Below are 18,994 nucleotides of genomic sequence, written 5' to 3'. Positions count from 1 at the left end.
GAAAAAAGCAAAGATATAAACTAAAATTAAAAACATTTTTTAATAATAGTTTATGAATTTGGCTCCTCGAGCTGGGCTCGAACCAGCGACAAATGGATTAACAGTCCATTGCTCTACCAACTGAGCTATCGAGGAATAAGTGGAATATTATAACGATAACTGAGCTTTATAATCAATTATTTTTACTAAATTTATGTAATAAAAAAGGACGCTAAAGCGTCCTTTTTTTTAACTGTTCTTTAATAATAATTACTTAGAAGAGCCTCTTGCAACTGAATCTGCATAGCCTTTAGCGTATGCATCTGCTTGTGCCTTGGCGAAACCATCGGCTTGGCCTTTGGCAAAACCATCCGCTTGACCTTTAGCGTAAGCATCGTAAGCACCTGAAGCTTTGCCATCAGCGACACCTGAGCCACTAGCATCATTTTTGTTTTTAGTGTCAAACTTCATACCGAAGTCTGTGTCATTCATCCAGTTGTTAGCACCTTTGAATGGACCCCAGTTTGAGCCACCATTGAATGGACCCGCATTAGAACCACCGTTGAATGGCCCCCAATTGTTACCACCACTAAATGGACCCCAGTTAGTACCAGAATTCATAGGGCCGAAGTTTGATCCAGAATCAAAGGGCCCCCAATTATTGCCACCACTGTATCTGCTATTGTTGCCATTATTACCAAAAAAACTAGCTGACACTGCCGTTGTTGCGATTGTTGTTGCGATTACAACTACTTTTACTAATGTTTTCATTATATTCTCTCCGTTTTTAACAAAAATACCAACAAAATGTCAATATTTGAACTTTGATTATAACCAAAAAGATTAACCAAAAACCATTAAAGTGAGACCTTTGCATAAATATGAATAATCATCAAAACGCCATCTTTCATCAAATTACAAACTTTTTAAAAACACCCTTAGCCCTGCTAGGAGTGGATTTAAAAAATTTCCAATTTAATAAAATCTGTCATTTTGCTAATCATCCCTATTTATGCAAAGGTCTCTATTTGTTTAGGACAGTGAGTCAATCATCGCATCGCCAAATTCAGAACAAGATAATAAGGTGGCGCCTTTCATCAATCTTTCTAAATCATAAGTAACCGTCTTATTTTGAATCACACTTGACATCGCTGTCAGCACCGCATCTGCCGCCTCAGTCCAACCTATATGTCTCAGCATCATTTCTGCGGATAAGATAATCGAGCCTGGATTGACTTTATTTTGCCCTGCATATTTTGGTGCTGTGCCGTGTGTGGCTTCAAATACAGCGATGTTATCTGACAAATTTGCACCAGGGGCAATGCCGATGCCACCGACTTGTGCGGCTAAGGCATCGGAAACATAATCGCCATTTAAATTAAGGGTGGCAATCACTGAATATTCTTCGGGGCGTAATAAAATTTGTTGTAAAAAGGCATCAGCAATCACATCTTTAACGGTAATCATTGTGCCAGTATTTGGATTTTTAAATTCACACCAAGGTCCATCGCCAATTACGCTTGCACCAAATTCGTCTTGTGCAAGTTGGTAGCCCCAATCTCTAAAACCGCCTTCGGTAAATTTCATAATATTGCCTTTATGCACCAAAGTAACGGAATCTTTGTCATTGTCAATTGCATATTGTATCGCTGCTCGCACTAAACGCACAGTGCCTTCCTGAGAAACAGGCTTGATACCGATACCCGAAGTATCGGGAAAGCGAATTTTAGTAACACCCATTTCATTTTGTAAAAAATCAATGACTTTTTTAACTTCCACAGTGCCTTGTTGATACTCAATACCTGCATAAATATCTTCAGAATTTTCCCTGAAAATAACCATATCCACTTTTTCAGGGGCTTTAACAGGTGTTGGCGTGCCTGTAAAATATTGCACTGGTCGTTGGCAAATAAACAAATCTAATTGCTGACGAATTGCCACATTCAATGAACGCATACCTCCGCTAACTGGCGTAGTGAGCGGGCCTTTGATGGAAACAGCAAACGCTTTAATTGCATCCAGTGTTTCTTGTGGTAGGTATTCGCCATAAATAGCATTGGCTTTTTCACCGGCATAAATATCCATCCATTGAATGGCTTTTTTGCCTTTGTAAGTTTTTTCGACAATCGCATCAATCACTTTTTTCATCACTGGCGATACATCAGCACCGATACCATCCCCTTCAATATAGGTAATAATTGGCTGGTCTGGCACTTGAATCACGCCATTTTTAAAGGTAATTTTTTCGCCATTTACAGGTAGATGAATGTACTGATAAGTCATTATATTTCTCAATTTAAAAAACGCATTATTTTAGCATCTTCGCCATCTGCATAATATTTTTTACGCAAGTTAATCGTCTCAAAGCCCAATTTTTGGTAAAACGATAAGGCGTTATCATTTGACAGTCGCACCTCAATAAAAATTGCCTGTGTGTCCGTCGTGGACAAAAAATGCTGAAACAATTGCATACCCAAACCCTGATGCTGATACTGAGGGTGGATACATATATTGAGTAAATCGGTAAAATCTGGCGTACGCAAAGCAATGCTATAACCCACCAACTGACTATCTACACATATTAAATGTGCTAAAGTGTTGGGATTATCAAGACTCTGAGCAAACTGTACCCTGTGCCAAGGGGACTGATATGCTAATTGCTCTATTGCCAAAACAGCGTCAATGTCTTGTGGGGTAAATGGATTAAAGGAAATATTGATAGGCTTTATTGTTGGTTTCATTTTGATAAAAATAACCGAGTTCATCAAAACTACGCTCAATCTCTTCAACATTATCCACTTGCAAGCCAATCAAAACACGCCCAAAGTCCGCACCATGGTTTCGATAGTGGAATAAAGAGATGTTCCATTTGTTACCTACTTTCTGTAAGAAATTGAGCAAAGCACCAGGGCGTTCGGGAAATTCAAAACGATACAGTGCTTCATTTTCTACCTCCGCCCTACCGCCGACCATATAGCGAATGTGGCTTTTAGCAATAGAATTATCACTCATATCTAGCACATCAAATGATTGCGTCAATTTGCTAATCAAGGCTTGTTTTTCGTCAAGTCCTTTGCTGAGTGCTACACCCACGAAAATACGCGCTTGGTCGGACGGTGTATAACGATAATTAAATTCCGTGATAGCGTGTTGTTCCAATAATTGGCAAAAATTTAAAAAACTGCCTGCTTTTTCGGGGATGGTAACAGCAATAATAACTTCATTATGCTCGCCTAAATCAGCGCGTTCGGCAACATAGCGTAAACGGTCAAAATTCATATTTGCACCGCTGACGATACTAATAATATTGTTACCATGCAAGTGTTTATCGACAACATAGCGTTTTATCCCTGCCAACGCCAACGCCCCCGAAGGTTCAACAATATGACGATTTTGATTATAAATATCTTTAATCGCTGCACACATTTCATCATTACTCACCAAAACGGTATCATCAACCAAAGTTTTAGCAATGCGTAAATTTTCAGTACCTACTTTTTTAACCGCAACCCCTTCGGCAAAAGTGTCCACTTCCTCTAAAACGGCATGGGTATCACTGGTAATTGAGCGAGTTAATGCCGCAGAACCAACAGGCTCAACGCCAATAATTTTAATCTCTGGTCGTAGTGTTTTAATCACACTGGCAATACCTGTAATCAAGCCACCGCCACCTACGGGTATAAAAATATAATCAATCTCTTCTAATTGCTCTAATAATTCATAAGCAATTGTCCCCTGTCCAGCAATGACATCCACATCATCAAATGCGTGAATAAAAGTATAGCCCTTTTGCTTAGCAATATTTTGTGAAAAATCAAAGGCTTCATCGTAATTATTGCCAAATAAAATCACCTCTGCACCCCAAGATTTAACCGCATCCACTTTAATTTTTGGGGTGATTTTAGGCATCACAATGACGGCAGAAATACCTAGTTTTTTTGCAGAAAAAGCCACCCCTTGCGCATGATTTCCCGCTGAACAAGTAATCACCCCTTGGGCTAATTGCTCAGGGCTCAAAGTGCGAATTTTATGATAAGCGCCGCGTAATTTAAAAGAATGAACAGGGGTTAAGTCCTCGCGTTTCAAATAAATTTTATTGCCTAAATTCGTGCTAATTTGACTGGCAAATTCTAACTGAGTTTTACTAACAACCTCACTAACAACCTCTCGTTTGATGCGACTAACAATATTTTGCATGTAACTCCTTCAAATAATCAACACTCACATAAGTTGCATCAATAGCATCCCCTTTAATCACAGTAAATGGCTGATTTGGCTCACCCAAATTATCTAACACTACCAATGCACCCTCAAAACTGTGTGATTTGGTATATTCATTGACAGTAACAAGCGTTTTTAAATACGCCTCTGTTGCCGAAATAATACCATTATGCGAATCCTCAAAAACAACACACTCCGCCGCCTTTAAACCCATTTTATCCAATACCCAATGATAAATATCCCCCGCTGGTTTTAGATTTGATACCACATCCCCTGCACCAATCACCTCAAACCAATCCAATGCCTCACGCCCCAAAGTGTTGGCAATCAACGCATCCACATTCGCAGGCGTGGTGGTGGTGGCAATTGCCAATCTCAACCCAGCATCACGCGCTTCCTTAAACAAACGCACCACACCCGTTCTCAAAGGAATATCTCCAGCATCCACCAAACGCACATAAATTTTAGTTTTTAAAGCATGGGTCTCTTTAGCAAACAGATCAACATTATCACACTCAAACTCGGGTTTGTAGTTTTTGATGTAATGTTTAATACGCAATTGCCCGCCTGTTACATCTAATAATTTATGATAAAGTTCATTTGACCAATACCAATCCAAGCCTAATTCCTTAAAAGCAAGGTTAAAAGCAACAAGATGCCCATCACGCTCAGTGTTTGCCAGTGTTCCATCTACATCAAAAATAAGTGCTTTTAATGTCATAATATATTTATAATAGTCCGATTAATAAAATTATCATTTTAAAGTTAAAACATTATGCCAGAACCTATTTTTCAAGATATTCCTGATTATAAGTCAAAGAAGGGCGAAGATTTTATGAGTGACGGTCAAACCCAACACTTTAAAGCCAAACTAAACGCCTGGAAAGATCAGTTGATTAACGATGCTGAAACCACCATCACCCATATTCAAGAAGACTCATCAAAAGTTGCCGATATTAATGACAGAGCAACGCTTGAAGAAGAATTTGCACTTGAGTTAAGAACCCGTGACCGTGAAAGAAAACTCATCGGCAAGATTGAAAAAACCCTACATTTAATTGAATTGGGTGATTATGGTTATTGCAAAACTTGCGGTGCTGAGATTTCTTTGATGCGTTTAGAGGCTCGTCCTACCGCAGATGAGTGCATTGATTGTAAAACGATTGCGGAAAGAAAAGAGGTTTAGAAATGTTGATAAGACTGACAAGTTTTATCCAGTCCTTTTATTTCTAAACCTGATTCAACAATCACACCAATTTTTGTCAAAACAACACCCAATTTTTTTTCAATAGACTGAATGGTGTCTAATTGCGACTCTGGCACAGTAAAACAAAGTTCATAATCATCCCCCCCTGCCAACGCCACACACCAATCACCCGTATTGGCAATATATTGTGCGACTTCATTAGACAACGGCAAAGCATCCAAATCAATACTAGCACCAACTTTTGAATGCGATAAAATATGTGATAAATCTTGCTCTAAACCATCAGAAATATCAATACAACTACTAGCAACACCTAATAAAACTTGTCCTAATTTTACTTGTGGCTCTGGATGATTAAATTGCGTTAGCAAGTTTCTTGATGGGATTTTTTGGTTTTGAATTTGTTGCCACGCTAACGCCGCATCACCCAAAGTATTAGATACAAAGATACCATCACCCACCTTTGCACCTGAACGCATCAAGGCTACGCCTTGAATAGTGCCAGTAGCATTAATAGTGATGCTAAGCATACCTTTAGTGGTATCGCCACCGATTAATTTAATATTATATTCTGTAGCAAGTGCTTTGAGTGAAGAAGAAAAATCCTCAAGCCATTGCTCGTCAATATTTGGCAAAGTAAGTGCCAAAGTAAAATAATTTGGCGTTGCACCCATTGCCGCCAAATCACTCAAATTAACCGCCAAAGCCTTATAAGCAATATCAACTGGAGAAGTGTCAACGGGGAAATGCACCCCTTCAATCAAAGTATCAACCGTAGTAACAAATTGCTGATGAATACCAACATCAATCAACGCACAGTCATCTCCAATACCTGCACCCCAGTCAAAATATTTATTGATTAATTCAAACTCACTCAACATACTATTTGTAAGAGGTAGAGCCTCTAGAGACCTTTGCATAAATAGGGATGATTAGCAAAATGACAGATTTTATTAAATTGGAAATTTTTTAAATCCACTCCTAGCAGGGCTAAGGGTGTTTTTAAAAAGTTTGTAATTTGATGAAAGATGGCGTTTTGATGATTATTCATATTTATGCAAAGGTCTCTCTTACATGTAGGCATTTTGTTTTTGTGAATGGTCTGTCACATCGAGGATGCTTCTAATTTCGGGATAGATACCTTTGAGTTGTGCTTCTACGCCGTTCTTAAGGGTAACTTTGACTGATGAACAGCCTTGGCAACCGCCACCAAAATTTAGAATGACATCCATCTCATCGGTAATTTCCACCAAGTCAACGAAGCCACCGTGTGAAGCCAGTTGCGGATTGACTTCGGCAGCAATGGTATATTTGATTTTTTCTTCAAGTGGTGCGTCGTCTTTTGGCACTTCACCTTTGGCATTCGGTGCAGTGATGGCAAGTTTTTTGGCTGAACCCTCTTCTTTTAATAGCACTTCAGACTCTTTTAAATAGTCAAAATTAGCTTTATCAATGAAGGCATTAAAACCTTTATATTCAAATTTGGAATACGCTTTACCTAAATCTTTAGAATAACAAAAATTAAAAGTAACAGCAGCGGCAGGGGTGCCGGCTTTTTCGATATCAACTTTTAATGCCAAATCTTCTTCACCTTGCTGTTCAAATAAATCTGCTACATAAGTTTCTGCTTCGTTAGTAATGTTAAACATTTTCTCTCCTAAAAATTATATTGTCAATTAAACGCGTTGGACCTAAAAATACCGCACATAATATCGCAATTTTACTCGTATTATCAGTGATTTTCTTAAGGGTATTTGCATCTAACAATTCTAAATAATCCAACTTAAAATAGCGTTGCAGTTGTTCGGCAGCAGATTTCACATCCAATTCACGCCGCTCAATTTGCCCCAAAATCTTGTGTAATTGTGGTGCAATTTTTCGCTCACCCTTGCTTAAATATTGATTACGGGTGCTCATTGCCAAACCATCCGTCTCACGCACAATCTCCCCAGAAACAATCTCAACTCCCGAAGTAAAGTGTTTAACAATGTGCAACTGCTGATAATCCTTCCGCCCAAACACCGCCACATCAGGCCGAACAATCTCAAACAACCGCCGCACCACCTGCACCACCCCATTAAAAAAATGCGGTCGTGTTTGCCCACACAAAATCTGCCCTATCGCACCCACATCAACATCCAATGTCATCCCATCAGGATAAATCGCCTCAGCACTTGGAGTAAATACACAATCTACCCCCTGCGCTTCAAGCAACGCTAAATCCTCCTCCATCGTGCGTGGATAAGTACCAAAATCCTCACCCTCTGCAAACTGCGCTGGATTCACAAAAATACTCACCACCACCCTATCCGCATACTTTTTAGCAACATCAATCAATGACAAGTGCCCTTGATGCAGTCCACCCATCGTTGGTACAAAGGCAATTTTTTGTCCTTTTTTGCGCCACTCGTTCAGCGTAGCTTGCAATGCAATGATGGTGTTAAAATTTTGCATCTTTAGATTTTTTTTTGGTTTCTAAAATTTTGTCAAAAAGGGGTTTGAAGCCATCGAAATTTGACTTTTCAAAATCATCATTTTTACATTCATCAGCAAATTTAACTTTATTAAATTTTGATTTAACCTCTTGAAATGTTTTAGATTTTTTGGTAACAAATTCTATCAATATATCTATTGGAAAATAATCCTCAACTTCAAAATCACTACAAGTAAAGCCATTTTTTTTAGGATACAATTCTATATGAATATTATTTTTAATACCTCCATCAAAATCTTTTTTGTCAACATTTATGTCTAATGTTTTTTTAATGCATTTATATCCAGAATCATCGTTATCAAAAAAAGCAATTATTGTCTGTTCTGTTTTGGGTTTAAACTCTGAAATTATTTTATTCAAAGTATCTACATCCGTTCCACCCAACCATAAAAAATTAAAATCTAAGCTTTCATACTTTGAATTATCTTGTTTTAATATTTTTAATGCCTGTGATATATAAGCCTCATCAGTTTTCCCCTCAACAATTAAAATATCTTTATTGGATTGTAAAAATAGTTGCTGCTCTGATACACCCATTAAATCACCAGTTAACTCATTTAATAGCTTTTCTTGGGTGTTATAATTTTCGTTAATTTTGCCATTTTCAATATAAGCCAAATGTTTATTATCAAAACTGTGGGCAAGGGTTGGCGAATGCGTGGTTAAAATAATTTCCCTGTTATTGTAGTTTTCTAATATTTCAGGAATCAATTTTTTATTAGCAATGTGGATATGTGCATCAGGCTCATCAAACAATAATAATGAATTTTCATCTGGCAACACTTCTAACGCTAATTTTAATAATATTTGTTTTTTTCGTCCTTCGCTAAAATCTTTAGTTGTTGTGCCGTTTTCAAAATGTAATTCTAAGTTGGCAATAAGCTTATCTTTATCATCTTTTGGTAAATATGCCACACACAATAAATTAAATAATTGCCTATGGGTGTCAGCAACTAATGTTTTAAAATTCTCAATTGTTTCTGTTTTTGAGTGGCAATATTGGTGTGTACTTTCCTTATTGTTTTTAATATATGCAATATCATGAACAAATTGAGTAACTAAATTTGGTGTTTTATGAAATTTTTCAATATTTTTGGAGTGCAATCCAATATTAAAGCGTTTAATATTACTATCAATAATATCACTTACATCAATATCTGAAATAATCATTACTAACAACGCAATATCCCAATAATATTTATTGACATATAGCATTTTTTGATTATTGGTAGCAATCTCATTTCCTGAAATTATATTTTTGTTGTAAGTCAAATAGAACTGACGATAATAATAATTCCACATTCTTAACTCTTCGCCACTGTAAAGAGCAATTACTTGGGAAGGTAAATATTTGTAAACCTTGGTAGTAGAATAATTATTAATAACTTCATAAAAACCTGTCATATCTTTATGTTTAAAGTTTTTTTTACCCCTCTCTTTAACTTTAAAACCAATATCATATTGTTTATTTCTAAAACAATTAACTTCACAATCGTTAATACTATAAGTAATATCAAAATAAAAATTTACAAGATTTAGAGATGGTTTCTCAAAGTCGTATAGAAATTTAAAGATAGCACTAATTGCCTCTAATACATTGCTTTTGCCGCTGGCATTATTACCAATTAAAACAGTAATACCGTCTTGGCTTTCGAAATTAATTTTAAAATTTTTAAGGTTTTTAAATCCTTTAACTGATAACTTTTTAAGACGCATTAAAAATCTCCGCTTCAAGTTCTTTTAAGGCTAGCGTTTTGTTGTATTCTGCTTGCTGTTTTAAGTCTTGAATTTCATTTTTAATTGCTTGGATATGGTTTGCTATTTTATTTTGGATTTCCAAAGGTGGAATTACTATTGGATAAGTTTTAATCTTTTGAGAATTTAAATTTGGCTGATTGTTACCACTAGCTAATGCTCTCAAATTATGGTATTCATTTTGCAAATAAAACCAAACATAGTCAATATTTATATTTTCCATAAATTTATGTAAAACAGCACAAGCTTGGTTAGTTGTGGTATCTATATTAAGTTTTGATATCCTCCCTCTTGTTAGACCCTGCCCATACATTGCCATAATCAAGCTATTTTTAGGATAAAGTTTAAGATTTTTATTTGTCATTGCCTCATGTGTAATTTTTTCTGATGTATTTGATATGTATCCATTTCTAACTTCGGTTGTCTTTACCCACGGAATATTGCCTTTATAATAATCTAAGTTATCCCTTGAAGGGGTTCCGCCACTTCCTATACTGCAAATATCAGAGACTTTAAATACTGAATATAAACTCTTAATATTTACTTTTGTTTTTGTTGCAAAATCAAAACCCCATTCTTGTAAATTTTTAAACTCCACAAATCGCAAAATATCTTTATTTTGCACCTTCTTCGCAGGTAGCTCAATACCTAATTCTTGATACAGATAACCCTCTATTTCTTGCTCTTTTTGCCTGGCTTGTTGTTCCTGATTTTTGGCAAGATTGAGTTTTTCTTGATAGTTTTTAACCAGTTGTTGTTGAATCTCTAAAGGAGGTAATGGGATTTTTAAATTTAAAATATCTTGTGTTTTGTAAGTTTCCCTACCAACTGAGTCATTAGATGATAAATATCTTAAAAACCTTTTTAAAACTATAAACAAATATTCTTTAGTTATTTTTTTATCATCAAAAGAACAGGGGATAAATGTTGATGTTGAAACAAAAGCATTATTTGAAAATGCGAATAATCCATTTTGAGTATGTAATTTTGCAAACACTAAATCATTTTTTTTGATTTGTATTCTTTTTTTAACTTTAAATTCACGCCCTAATGCTTTTTTTCTAACTGATATTACATTGGTTTTTGATGATATTGTAGGTTCTTCATATATAATACTATCATCTATCGTTATTTTTCTTTCACCTGTTAAATCTTTTAAAACATAACTTAGTTTTACTAAATCAAAATTAATACTATAATTTACTGATAATTCACTTATAACGCTCCAATTATCTAATTCTTTATATTGAACAAATTGTAATAAAGCACTCACAATATTACCAAAGTGTATTTTGTTTTCTATACTGGGTAAAAACCTCTGCCAACTCTGGTAATTGACTATCACCTTGTTTACCTGTGGTGGTTATCCCCGCTTGTTTGATGTCTGCAATAGGGATTTCATAATTAAACTCATTTTTAATAATGGCTTTTATTTCTTGCTGTTTTTTATTTTCAACGTCTTTAAGTTGTTTCTTTAAAAGTTTCTTTTCATCTTTGATTTTTGCGTCTTTGACCTTGAGTTTTAATTGCTTTTCAATTTTCTTTATTTTCTCTGCGTATTTAACATCAATTTTATCTGTTGTTTGTTGTTTGATTGTTGCGTATTTTTGTTGTTCTTTATCAGTGAATTTTTTAAAAAATACTAGAGAAGTTTTAACCGTTGCTCCTGATGAGATAAATACATCTTGTGGTAGAGATACAATTAATAATATTTTTGCCCTTGACTCAAAATAATCTCGTGCTTTTTGCAAGTTGGATGAATTTAAAACCCCCTCAGGCAAAACAATACCCATTCGCCCACCTGCTTTTAATAAATCTAAACAACGCTCTACAAACAATACCTCGGTTGCTCCTGAGGTTTTTCCCACTTCAAAAAGTCCCCTGATAGATTTGCCAATGTTATGGGTTACTTGCTTTATTTCCTCATTGTATAACTCTTCACCATATTCTTTTCGGTATTTTTCAATAGTAGTTTCATTGGTATATCTATCATCCTCTTCAACCGTTGGTGTGGTTTTATTCAGTGTTGTGCCAAACGGTGGATTAGTAACAATCATATCAAAACGATTTCTAAAAATGCCGTTAATGTTTAACAAGCCATCATTATGATGAATACCATTATGCCCGTCACCGTGCATAATCATATTCATTTTAGATACCCTTGCCATTCGTGGATTAGCATCTGTGCCAAAAATGGATTTGTGTGATAATTTTTGTATTCTTTTTTCTTGTTCTTTATTGGCTGTTATTACAAATTCATCATATTGTTTTTTTAAATTTTCATCATCAATATTTTCTAAATTTTCGCCAAAAATCTTTTTTTGTTTTTGTTTTTTTAACTCGATATACTCATCGTCAATCTGTTTTTTGATTGTTTCAAATACTTTAATTAAAAAACCACCGCTACCTGCACAAGGGTCACAAACCAGTTCATTTTCTGATGGCTCTAATAAGTCTACAATAAAATCAACAATCGTTCTAGGTGTAAAAAACTGTCCCAATTCCCCTCTAAAAGTTCGCCCTAAAAACTTTTCAAACGCAATACCTTTAACATCAGCACTGGTTGAAGTAAGGTTGTAGATTTGTAATTCTGTAACAATTGCCTCAAAACTACCTTCTCTGATTTTTATTTTTTCATTCTCATCAAAAATACCATCTTCAGCAAAATCTTTTTTTACCTCTTCGAAAAGGTGTTGCATATAAGATGGCGGTGTTTTATTTTGTAGTTTTAATATTTCCACCTCTCCTTTATTTGCTTCATCAAAATTACCATTTTTTACATACTCTTCCTTTTTATTGTTTTGCCATTTAATTTGATTATTTACCTCCAACTTCCATTTATCAATAAATGTGGTTTTTGATTTTTCGAATTGAACTTTATCAAACTTAGCTCTTTGCTCTGGTTTGCGTTCATACATAATTTTAATAAACAAAATTTTACTAATTTCGTCAAAAGCAGCCTCTGGAGATAATTTATCATTATTTCTAATAATATTATGACATTTATGCAATAGTTTTGCGAATTCATCGCCTGTAAATTCTTTGGTTTTTGCCAATGCTTTTTTTAGTTTTTCATCATCTAAAATAGTTTTAGCATTGGGAATGTCATTAACAGGTTGCAAGTGTAAAGGCAATTCATTTTCAATAGTTTTATAAACTTGCAACTCGCTACCATTGCTAATTGCAAATAATTTGGCTCTACTCCAAGTTGCATAGTTATAACCTTGATAACAATCTTCTACTTTTAGTTTTAAATTCCCAGCTTTTAATTCTACTACTAAAAATGCTGTTTTATTTTGCTCTTTATCTTCTTTAGTTTTCCAAATGACTAAATCAGCACTTGCCCTGCCTGTGCCACGCTGTGAAGTGGTTAGTTTAATCTCTTGAGCCATTTGCTTTAATGAATAATCATACTCATTAATAAGTTTACAAATAAAGTCTTGCCTTACAATTTCCTCAGATTTCGTTTCAAGCCATCTGTCTTTTAATGGTGCAAAAATTTCTCTTTTATTATTTTTATATTGAACTTCTAACATATTGTTTTAATATTTTAATTTTAAGTTATTTTACTCTAAATGCGATTAGAAAAAATATGCCATTGGAGACCACTGCATTAACCCAGTGCAACTTGTTAACCGCTTCCACTGCACTCATAAATGTTGACAATTTCTACTTGTTAAGTATGATGTCATTTTTTGGTATCATAAATCTATGAACAACAAACACAGAGGATTTATTATGAAATACAAAGGCTATAAGGCAGTCGTTAAATTTAATGAGGGGGATGATTGTTTGGTGGGTAAAGTAATCAATATAGAATCACCTACAGCCATCGTATTTGACGCACAAAGTGTAACCGAATTAAAAACAGAGTTTCACGCTATGATTGATTTTTACCTGCAAACTTGCAAAGAAAAAGGCATTACGCCAAAAAAACCTATGAGCGGTCAAATGACAATTAGAATGTCGCCAGAAACACATGCCAGTTTATTGTCCACAGCACATACCCAAGGATTGAGTGCAAACAAATTTATTAATCAAGCAATAGAACAAAGATTACAATCCTAGTTGGGTTGTTTACCTATAATTCTAATTCTTCTGTAATATCTGATTTTTGAATAATGCTAATTTGTGCCATTATTTTTGTTTTTCCAGTAATTTTTTCATTTCTTTATCAAAATCAGACTCAAAAAGTTTGTCTTGAATAGGGCGATATTTTAGGGCAATTACTGCTTTTAAATTATAGTGTTTAGTGTTGTAGTTTTTGCCATCAGTTGCAGTTTACATTACCCCAAAACCTCAAACAACTTTCTAAATTTTCTTATATAGCAAACCCTAAGAAGCCCTCTTCTTTTTCTGATTCAATTTTATACTTTCTTGATACACATCCATTGGTTTTTTATATTTCAATGTTTCATGGAATCTTTGGTGATTATAAAACTCAATATAATCATCTACATCCGTGGTTAACTCACTGATAGTTTGGTATTCGTTTAAATAAATCCTTTCACATTTAGCACTTCTCCAGAAGCGTTCAATGCAGATATTATCTGTGGCTCTGCCTTTGCCGTCCATTGAGATAGTAATACCCAGTTTTTTGAGTCGCTTGGTGTGCACCTCACTGGTGTATTGACTGCCTTGATCGGTATTAAATATCTCTGGGTGCGGGTATTTTTCTAAAGCATCGTTGAGTACGCTCATCACTAACTGTGAATCCATTGTGTTGGATATTCTGTGTGATAAAACAGCCTTGGAATGCCAATCAATAATAGCAGCCATATACACCATACCTCCCGCAATCTTAATGTAGGTGATGTCTGTACTCCAAACTTGATTAGCGTGGTTAATACCAAGACCTCGAAGCTTATAACTGTATTTTTTATGTGCTTTGATTGGTATGGCTGTATTAACCTGTTTAACCGCTAACACCGCTTTTAACCCCAACGCTTGGCGATAACGAGCCACTGTGTTTAAACTTACCTTGTAACCGTCTTCAAGTAGTTGTTGATGCACTTTTTTCTCACCGTAAATAGGTATTTGTTCAAACACCTTGGTGATATGAGATTTAATTTTATCTTTACGCACATTGGTACGCGGTGTGTAATATAAGCCACTCCTGTTAATGCTCAACAGTTGGCATTGTTGATTAATTGATAAAGGTTGTGTTGCAGATGTTGAAGACGGCTTGAAGTCAACTAATTGTTTAAGATTAGATAAGCCCAAGCTTTTTAGCTTTTTTGCTAACCATTCCTTCTCTACGGTTACCTTGCCTACCAGAGCTGTTAAGCGCTCATTTTGTTTTTGTGATTTAACAAGCTCTTCTTTGTATTCTTTAACCGCCTTGGATGGCTCCATGGCAATTTCAGCATTAGCAAGGAAGGTTTTCTTCCAGTTTTGTAGGTTTTGTGGAAGGATGTTATGCTTGCTAGCAATCTGCACCAAGGTGCTTTCATTTTGTAATAACTCAAGCACTAATTTTGTTTTAAATGCTGAGGTGTATTTGGTTCGTTTTTTACTCATTTTTTTACTCCGATTTTTTTTGTTTAGTTTAACGGGTTTGAAATAAGAAAGTTTAGATTGTTGTCTGAAATTGTTGGGGTTTTATAGTTACCGAGAAATCCTCGGCAACTGAATTTTTATCCAATTCACCTGTTTGAAAAATATTTTTTAAATGCAATGAAACATTATCTACCGAACACTCAAATAATTGTGCTATCAATTTTTGCGTTAGCCAAACAGTTTCACCCTCAATTCGCACATTGATATTATCTTTACCTGCTTGGGTAGTGAAAATTAAAAATTCAGCGGTGGAATTTTTGATGGTTAGGTTTTTAGTCATTTTCTTTGCTCAATAATAACAAAACTAAGCCAATTAATTTATCTTTTTCACTGGGGTTTGAAGTGGCAATTAACAAAGTGAGTGTCGTCAAAGTTTGTGGGGTAATTTTTGACTGATAATCAAAGCCACTTTGTTGTAAAAACCAAATAAAACTAAAAGCCCCTGTGCGTTTATTACCATCATTAAATGGATGATTTTTAACAATAAAATAAAGCAAATGTGCAGCTTTTTCTTCAACACTTGGGTAGGCATCTTTACCAAAAACGGACTGAAAAACATTGGCAAAAACTCCTGTCAAACTGTCTTTTTTCTTTTCTTAGGGACCTTTGCATAAATAGGGATGATTAGCAAAATGACAGATTTTATTAAATTGGAAATTTTTTAAATCCACTCCTAGCAGGGCTAAGGGTGTTTTTAAAAAGTTTGTAATTTGATGAAAGATGGCGTTTTGATGATTATTCATATTTATGCAAAGGTCTCTCTTAGGCAAACAACTGAGTGGCTTGTTTTTTTATCATCAAATCATTTTTAAATCGACCAACGACTAAATACAAACTCTCTGCCTTTATTTCAATTTGACTTTTGTTTAACCCTTCTTGAGGCAGTTTATCTTCATCAAACGCCTCCAAACTAAACCAAGTATTGGCAAATGATTGAATCAATTCCAAAACATCATCACTATCAACTTTATTTTTAGCAAGCGATTTAACATCCTCCACCGCACTCATAAATGCTTGATAATTTTGCTCAATACGGTTTTTATTGATGGTATAGCCTTGAGTAATATGTTGCTTTAAGGTTTTAGTTGCCCAAATCCTAAATCTAGTACCCAAAATAGAATTAATTCTATAGCCAACAGCAATAATGGCATCTAAATTATATTCTTTAACCTGTCTTTTAACCTGTCTATTACCTTCTTTTTGAACTTGTAAGGATTCTTTACAAGTTGATTTTTCTATTAATTCGCCATCAGAAAATATTTGTTTTAAATGAATAGTAATATTTTGCGGTGTTACTTCAAAAATCTGAGATATTTGTTTTTGAGTTGCCCAAATAGTTTCTGCATTTGAATCTGTTTTTAATTCAATTGCGCCGTTTTTTGCTTGGTAGATTGTTGGGTTTTTAGTCATTATTATTTTTTGCTGAAAGTAATTTTTTACCTGCTTCTATTGCTGGATGAGACTCCCCTTTTGAATCCAAAAAAGCACCAGAATCTTTACTGATAGCTGCCAATAAATTATTCATATGTATTATTAATAACTCATTATCTTTATCATCTAAGCTTGTAATAGAGTCTTTGTAGCCAACAAACGATTGAGCTATTACTGCTTTGTGTGTGTAGGATTCTTCTAATTTTTTACTTTCAGCACGACGATTACCTACAAATATAACTAACCATAGAAAGAGTGAAAAAATAGGAACATGGGGGATAAACCCAATTAATGCTTCGTTAATATTGGTGACTTTTATATCTATACTGAGAATGGAATAAATCACCGTGCTTATTAATATTATAAGAAAACTTTTCTCCCAAATGCGACGACTTTTTTTATATTCTTTTGATTTTTCTTTAAAATTATTAGATAGACTGATGCTAGTTGTACCTGATATTAATTCCTTGTTTATTTTTTCCTCAAGTTCCTTTAATATTCCTTGAGATTCTTTAATTTCAGCTTTAATTTTCTTTATATATCCAATTTTTTCAACATCATCACCATCATCATTTACATATTTAGAGCCAAAAAAAATACTTTCTATTTCTTTAAATTCTTCATTTCTATTTGTAAATTTAGAAACCAATTTATCTAATTGTGTTTTTATACTTTCATTCTCTTCATCATCTTTTAGCACTTTATAATGCATATTAATAATTTCATCATATTTTTTTACTATTTCAATTCTACTATTTTCTATCTCTTCTAAAAATCCAATTTTCCCAGTTTCATCATATTTGTTTAAAATATCTGACTTTATATCTTCTATAGTTTTTCTACTTTCGCAAATATCGTCATGAACTGAATTAATTTTATTTGCATTATTGATTGTTTTTTCAAATAATTCTATTAACTCCGGCTTTGTCATTTTTTTTATTACTTTACTCATTTTTGTTACTCCCAAAAACTCAATTTCTGCTCTTTTGCCCAAATCTCAAATTCATTCACAATCTCATGCAAGTCATACTTTTGAATTAGACGGTTGTGCTCATCTAATTTTCTTTCGTTAAATCCATCTACTTCATAAATTTCTTTGCCTGAGTTTTTCCTGACTGCTGAGAAAATTGTTAAATCGTATTTTCTTGTTGATTTTATAAGTTCTGATAATTGCATAATTTGTTTGTTTTTTGAATTATTTTACAGATTTCACTCAGAACACGCTTGCAAAAAATACGCCAATGGGGTTGGGTTGATTTTTGCATATTCTAGCAAAATATAATACAACGCCTTGTTATGGTTGTTAATGGTTGGTGGCTTAATGCCGATTTGCAAACATTGTGCTAGCATAATCAATCGCCCGATGCGACCGTTGCCGTCGCTAAATGGATGGATGATTTCAAAATGATAGTGTGATTGGGCAATATCGCTTAGGTGTTGGATGTTGTTATATTTTTTTACCCAAAATTCTAATTCTTCTGTAATATCATTTGGATGGGTGAGTTGGGTATTGACATTTGGTAGAACTCTTTGCTTGGTGGAAAATTCGCCGGCATTATTTATCAAACCACGCATTAGCACTTTATGCCAATTTTTAATTTGTTGTAGGGTAATCTCCGTTTGAAAATTTTGGGCGATTTCTTGGGTGATGTGGTGAATGTTTTGCACCGCTGCTACTGATGTCGCTTGGAAATTATTAGGCACGGTATTATCAAGCACAATGGCATTGAAGTCCATTTCTTGTGTGCCTGTTTCAATCTCGAGAGAGCCGGCTGCCATTTGTCTAAGTGTCTTATCCATAATAGCGGGTTCAAACAAAAAATCACCCAATTTAATGCCTTTGACGACCTCGCTGATACTGCTTACATTGGGCAAAAATATATATTGACACCATAGCAAATCAATCTTATCTTGATTTTTAATTTTAATCTTTTGGGGGTTGTCATTCCATGCAACTAGCGTCATTCGGGTAATGCCTAGTGCTTGCGCAAAAGCCACTGAAGTTTGGTAATAATTCTGTAAATCACGCAACTTTTGAGTGTAAGAAATATTTTTGTAATTAAAATCCATAGTGTGTATTTTTTTGTATAGTTTTTTGTATAGTTTTTAATTATTATATACTTTGTGTATAGTTTTTTGTATAGTTTTTAATTATTATACACTTGGTGTATGGTTTTTAATTATTACGGTTTTTTTAGAGACCTTTGCATAAATAGGGATGATTAGCAAAATGACAGATTTTATTAAATTGGAAATTTTTTAAATCCACTCCTAGCAGGGCTAAGGGTGTTTTTAAAAAGTTTGTAATTTGATGAAAGATGGCGTTTTGATGATTATTCATATTTATG

General features: G+C 34.3%; 24 protein-coding genes and 1 tRNA gene. 3 read left to right on the top strand and 22 right to left on the bottom strand.

Translation table 11 applies throughout. The annotated features are described in order from the left end of the window. Positions 1 to 59: 59 nt before the first annotated feature. Together AB8525_RS09970 and AB8525_RS09965 are read right to left on the bottom strand one after the other, a co-directional pair. Positions 60 to 135, bottom strand: a tRNA-Asn gene (locus AB8525_RS09970). 114 nt (positions 136 to 249) lie between these two features. Continuing rightward, positions 250 to 750, bottom strand: coding sequence for a hypothetical protein (locus tag AB8525_RS09965; protein ID WP_369177717.1), 501 nt, complete (start codon positions 748 to 750; stop codon positions 250 to 252). Positions 751 to 860: 110 nt separating this feature from the next. On the opposite strand from AB8525_RS09965, the gene AB8525_RS09960 reads away from it, so the two are divergent. Further along, positions 861 to 1,100 carry a hypothetical protein gene (locus tag AB8525_RS09960; RefSeq protein ID WP_369177715.1) on the top strand — a complete coding sequence of 80 codons (240 nt, stop codon included), beginning with the start codon at positions 861 to 863 and terminating at the stop codon, positions 1,098 to 1,100. Here the strand turns inward: AB8525_RS09960 and icd are convergent. From icd to AB8525_RS09940, 4 genes are read right to left on the bottom strand one after another with little or no spacing between them, the layout of a single operon-like run. Continuing rightward, positions 1,012 to 2,262, bottom strand: a complete 1,251-nt coding sequence (gene icd, locus AB8525_RS09955; RefSeq protein WP_369177713.1) for an NADP-dependent isocitrate dehydrogenase — start codon at positions 2,260 to 2,262, stop codon at positions 1,012 to 1,014. The two genes, AB8525_RS09960 and icd, sit on opposite strands and share 89 nt — an antisense overlap. Before the next feature lie 8 nt (positions 2,263 to 2,270). Next, complete coding sequence (rimI, locus tag AB8525_RS09950; RefSeq protein WP_369177711.1) at positions 2,271 to 2,720, bottom strand: ribosomal protein S18-alanine N-acetyltransferase; 450 nt, start codon at positions 2,718 to 2,720, stop codon at positions 2,271 to 2,273. Next, entirely contained in the window at positions 2,683 to 4,176 is a 1,494-nt protein-coding gene (gene ilvA / locus AB8525_RS09945) for a threonine ammonia-lyase, biosynthetic (RefSeq protein WP_369177709.1), read from the bottom strand. The genes rimI and ilvA overlap by 38 nt, the downstream gene beginning before the upstream one ends. After that, positions 4,160 to 4,921 (bottom strand): HAD-IA family hydrolase, encoded by a 762-nt coding sequence (locus AB8525_RS09940; protein WP_369177707.1) that lies wholly within the window; start codon positions 4,919 to 4,921, stop codon positions 4,160 to 4,162. The genes ilvA and AB8525_RS09940 overlap by 17 nt, the downstream gene beginning before the upstream one ends. 54 nt (positions 4,922 to 4,975) lie before the next feature. Here AB8525_RS09940 and dksA point away from each other — a divergent pair, with 54 nt between their 5' ends. Beyond that, entirely contained in the window at positions 4,976 to 5,386 is a 411-nt protein-coding gene (gene dksA, locus AB8525_RS09935) for an RNA polymerase-binding protein DksA (RefSeq protein WP_369177705.1), read from the top strand. On the opposite strand, the gene thiL is transcribed toward dksA, so the two are convergent. Genes thiL through AB8525_RS09900 form a run of 7 tightly spaced genes read right to left on the bottom strand, consistent with a single transcriptional unit; the run spans position 5,383 to position 13,192 of the window. Beyond that, positions 5,383 to 6,327, bottom strand: coding sequence for a thiamine-phosphate kinase (gene thiL / locus AB8525_RS09930; RefSeq protein WP_369151425.1), 945 nt, complete (start codon positions 6,325 to 6,327; stop codon positions 5,383 to 5,385). The two genes, dksA and thiL, sit on opposite strands and share 4 nt — an antisense overlap. Continuing rightward, positions 6,312 to 6,458 carry a hypothetical protein gene (locus tag AB8525_RS09925; RefSeq protein ID WP_369149988.1) on the bottom strand — a complete coding sequence of 49 codons (147 nt, stop codon included), beginning with the start codon at positions 6,456 to 6,458 and terminating at the stop codon, positions 6,312 to 6,314. Before AB8525_RS09925 ends, thiL begins: the two co-directional genes overlap by 16 nt. Before the next feature lie 19 nt (positions 6,459 to 6,477). Then, entirely contained in the window at positions 6,478 to 7,056 is a 579-nt protein-coding gene (locus AB8525_RS09920) for an NfuA family Fe-S biogenesis protein (RefSeq protein ID WP_369177704.1), read from the bottom strand. Continuing rightward, the gene (gene panC / locus AB8525_RS09915; protein ID WP_369177702.1) at positions 7,049 to 7,861 is read right to left on the bottom strand and encodes a pantoate--beta-alanine ligase; all 813 of its coding nucleotides are present in this window, start codon (positions 7,859 to 7,861) and stop codon (positions 7,049 to 7,051) included. Before panC ends, AB8525_RS09920 begins: the two co-directional genes overlap by 8 nt. Beyond that, positions 7,848 to 9,617, bottom strand: coding sequence for an ATP-dependent endonuclease (locus AB8525_RS09910; RefSeq protein ID WP_369177701.1), 1,770 nt, complete (start codon positions 9,615 to 9,617; stop codon positions 7,848 to 7,850). The genes panC and AB8525_RS09910 overlap by 14 nt, the downstream gene beginning before the upstream one ends. Further along, entirely contained in the window at positions 9,607 to 10,929 is a 1,323-nt protein-coding gene (locus AB8525_RS09905) for a restriction endonuclease subunit S (protein WP_369177699.1), read from the bottom strand. Before AB8525_RS09905 ends, AB8525_RS09910 begins: the two co-directional genes overlap by 11 nt. Before the next feature lie 4 nt (positions 10,930 to 10,933). After that, on the bottom strand, positions 10,934 to 13,192 hold the full coding sequence (locus AB8525_RS09900; protein ID WP_369177697.1) for a restriction endonuclease subunit M: 2,259 nt from the start codon (positions 13,190 to 13,192) through the stop codon (positions 10,934 to 10,936). 202 nt (positions 13,193 to 13,394) lie between these two features. Here AB8525_RS09900 and AB8525_RS09895 point away from each other — a divergent pair, with 202 nt between their 5' ends. Continuing rightward, positions 13,395 to 13,724 (top strand): type II toxin-antitoxin system HicB family antitoxin, encoded by a 330-nt coding sequence (locus AB8525_RS09895; RefSeq protein ID WP_369177695.1) that lies wholly within the window; start codon positions 13,395 to 13,397, stop codon positions 13,722 to 13,724. A gap of 267 nt (positions 13,725 to 13,991) precedes the next feature. Here the strand turns inward: AB8525_RS09895 and AB8525_RS09890 are convergent, their stop codons facing one another. From AB8525_RS09890 to AB8525_RS09850, 9 genes are all read right to left on the bottom strand, one after another. Continuing rightward, a complete protein-coding gene (locus AB8525_RS09890) occupies positions 13,992 to 15,176 on the bottom strand; it encodes an IS3 family transposase (protein ID WP_369150786.1) in 1,185 nt (394 codons plus the stop codon). A gap of 52 nt (positions 15,177 to 15,228) precedes the next feature. Continuing rightward, complete coding sequence (locus AB8525_RS09885; RefSeq protein WP_369177693.1) at positions 15,229 to 15,495, bottom strand: hypothetical protein; 267 nt, start codon at positions 15,493 to 15,495, stop codon at positions 15,229 to 15,231. Continuing rightward, positions 15,488 to 15,793 (bottom strand): type II toxin-antitoxin system death-on-curing family toxin, encoded by a 306-nt coding sequence (locus AB8525_RS09880; protein WP_369177691.1) that lies wholly within the window; start codon positions 15,791 to 15,793, stop codon positions 15,488 to 15,490. The genes AB8525_RS09885 and AB8525_RS09880 overlap by 8 nt, the downstream gene beginning before the upstream one ends. Positions 15,794 to 15,811: 18 nt before the next feature. After that, positions 15,812 to 15,958, bottom strand: coding sequence for a hypothetical protein (locus AB8525_RS09875; RefSeq protein WP_369177689.1), 147 nt, complete (start codon positions 15,956 to 15,958; stop codon positions 15,812 to 15,814). 19 nt (positions 15,959 to 15,977) lie between these two features. Next, the gene (locus AB8525_RS09870) at positions 15,978 to 16,625 is read right to left on the bottom strand and encodes a virulence RhuM family protein (protein ID WP_369177687.1); all 648 of its coding nucleotides are present in this window, start codon (positions 16,623 to 16,625) and stop codon (positions 15,978 to 15,980) included. Beyond that, complete coding sequence (locus tag AB8525_RS09865) at positions 16,618 to 17,598, bottom strand: hypothetical protein (RefSeq protein WP_369177685.1); 981 nt, start codon at positions 17,596 to 17,598, stop codon at positions 16,618 to 16,620. Before AB8525_RS09865 ends, AB8525_RS09870 begins: the two co-directional genes overlap by 8 nt. A 5-nt stretch (positions 17,599 to 17,603) precedes the next feature. Then, complete coding sequence (locus AB8525_RS09860; protein ID WP_369177683.1) at positions 17,604 to 17,822, bottom strand: hypothetical protein; 219 nt, start codon at positions 17,820 to 17,822, stop codon at positions 17,604 to 17,606. Between the two features lie 33 nt (positions 17,823 to 17,855). Beyond that, entirely contained in the window at positions 17,856 to 18,716 is an 861-nt protein-coding gene (locus AB8525_RS09855; protein WP_369177681.1) for a Fic family protein, read from the bottom strand. Between the two features lie 124 nt (positions 18,717 to 18,840). Continuing rightward, positions 18,841 to 18,987, bottom strand: coding sequence for a hypothetical protein (locus AB8525_RS09850; protein ID WP_369149988.1), 147 nt, complete (start codon positions 18,985 to 18,987; stop codon positions 18,841 to 18,843). Positions 18,988 to 18,994 lie beyond the last annotated feature (7 nt).

Origin of the sequence: Candidatus Thiodubiliella endoseptemdiera (genome assembly GCF_964212635.1) — a bacterium.
Lineage (GTDB): Bacteria > Pseudomonadota > Gammaproteobacteria > PS1 > Pseudothioglobaceae > Thiodubiliella > Thiodubiliella endoseptemdiera.
The sequence above is the reverse complement of the archived record's forward strand: the minus strand, read 5'-3'. Positions and strand labels throughout refer to the sequence as shown.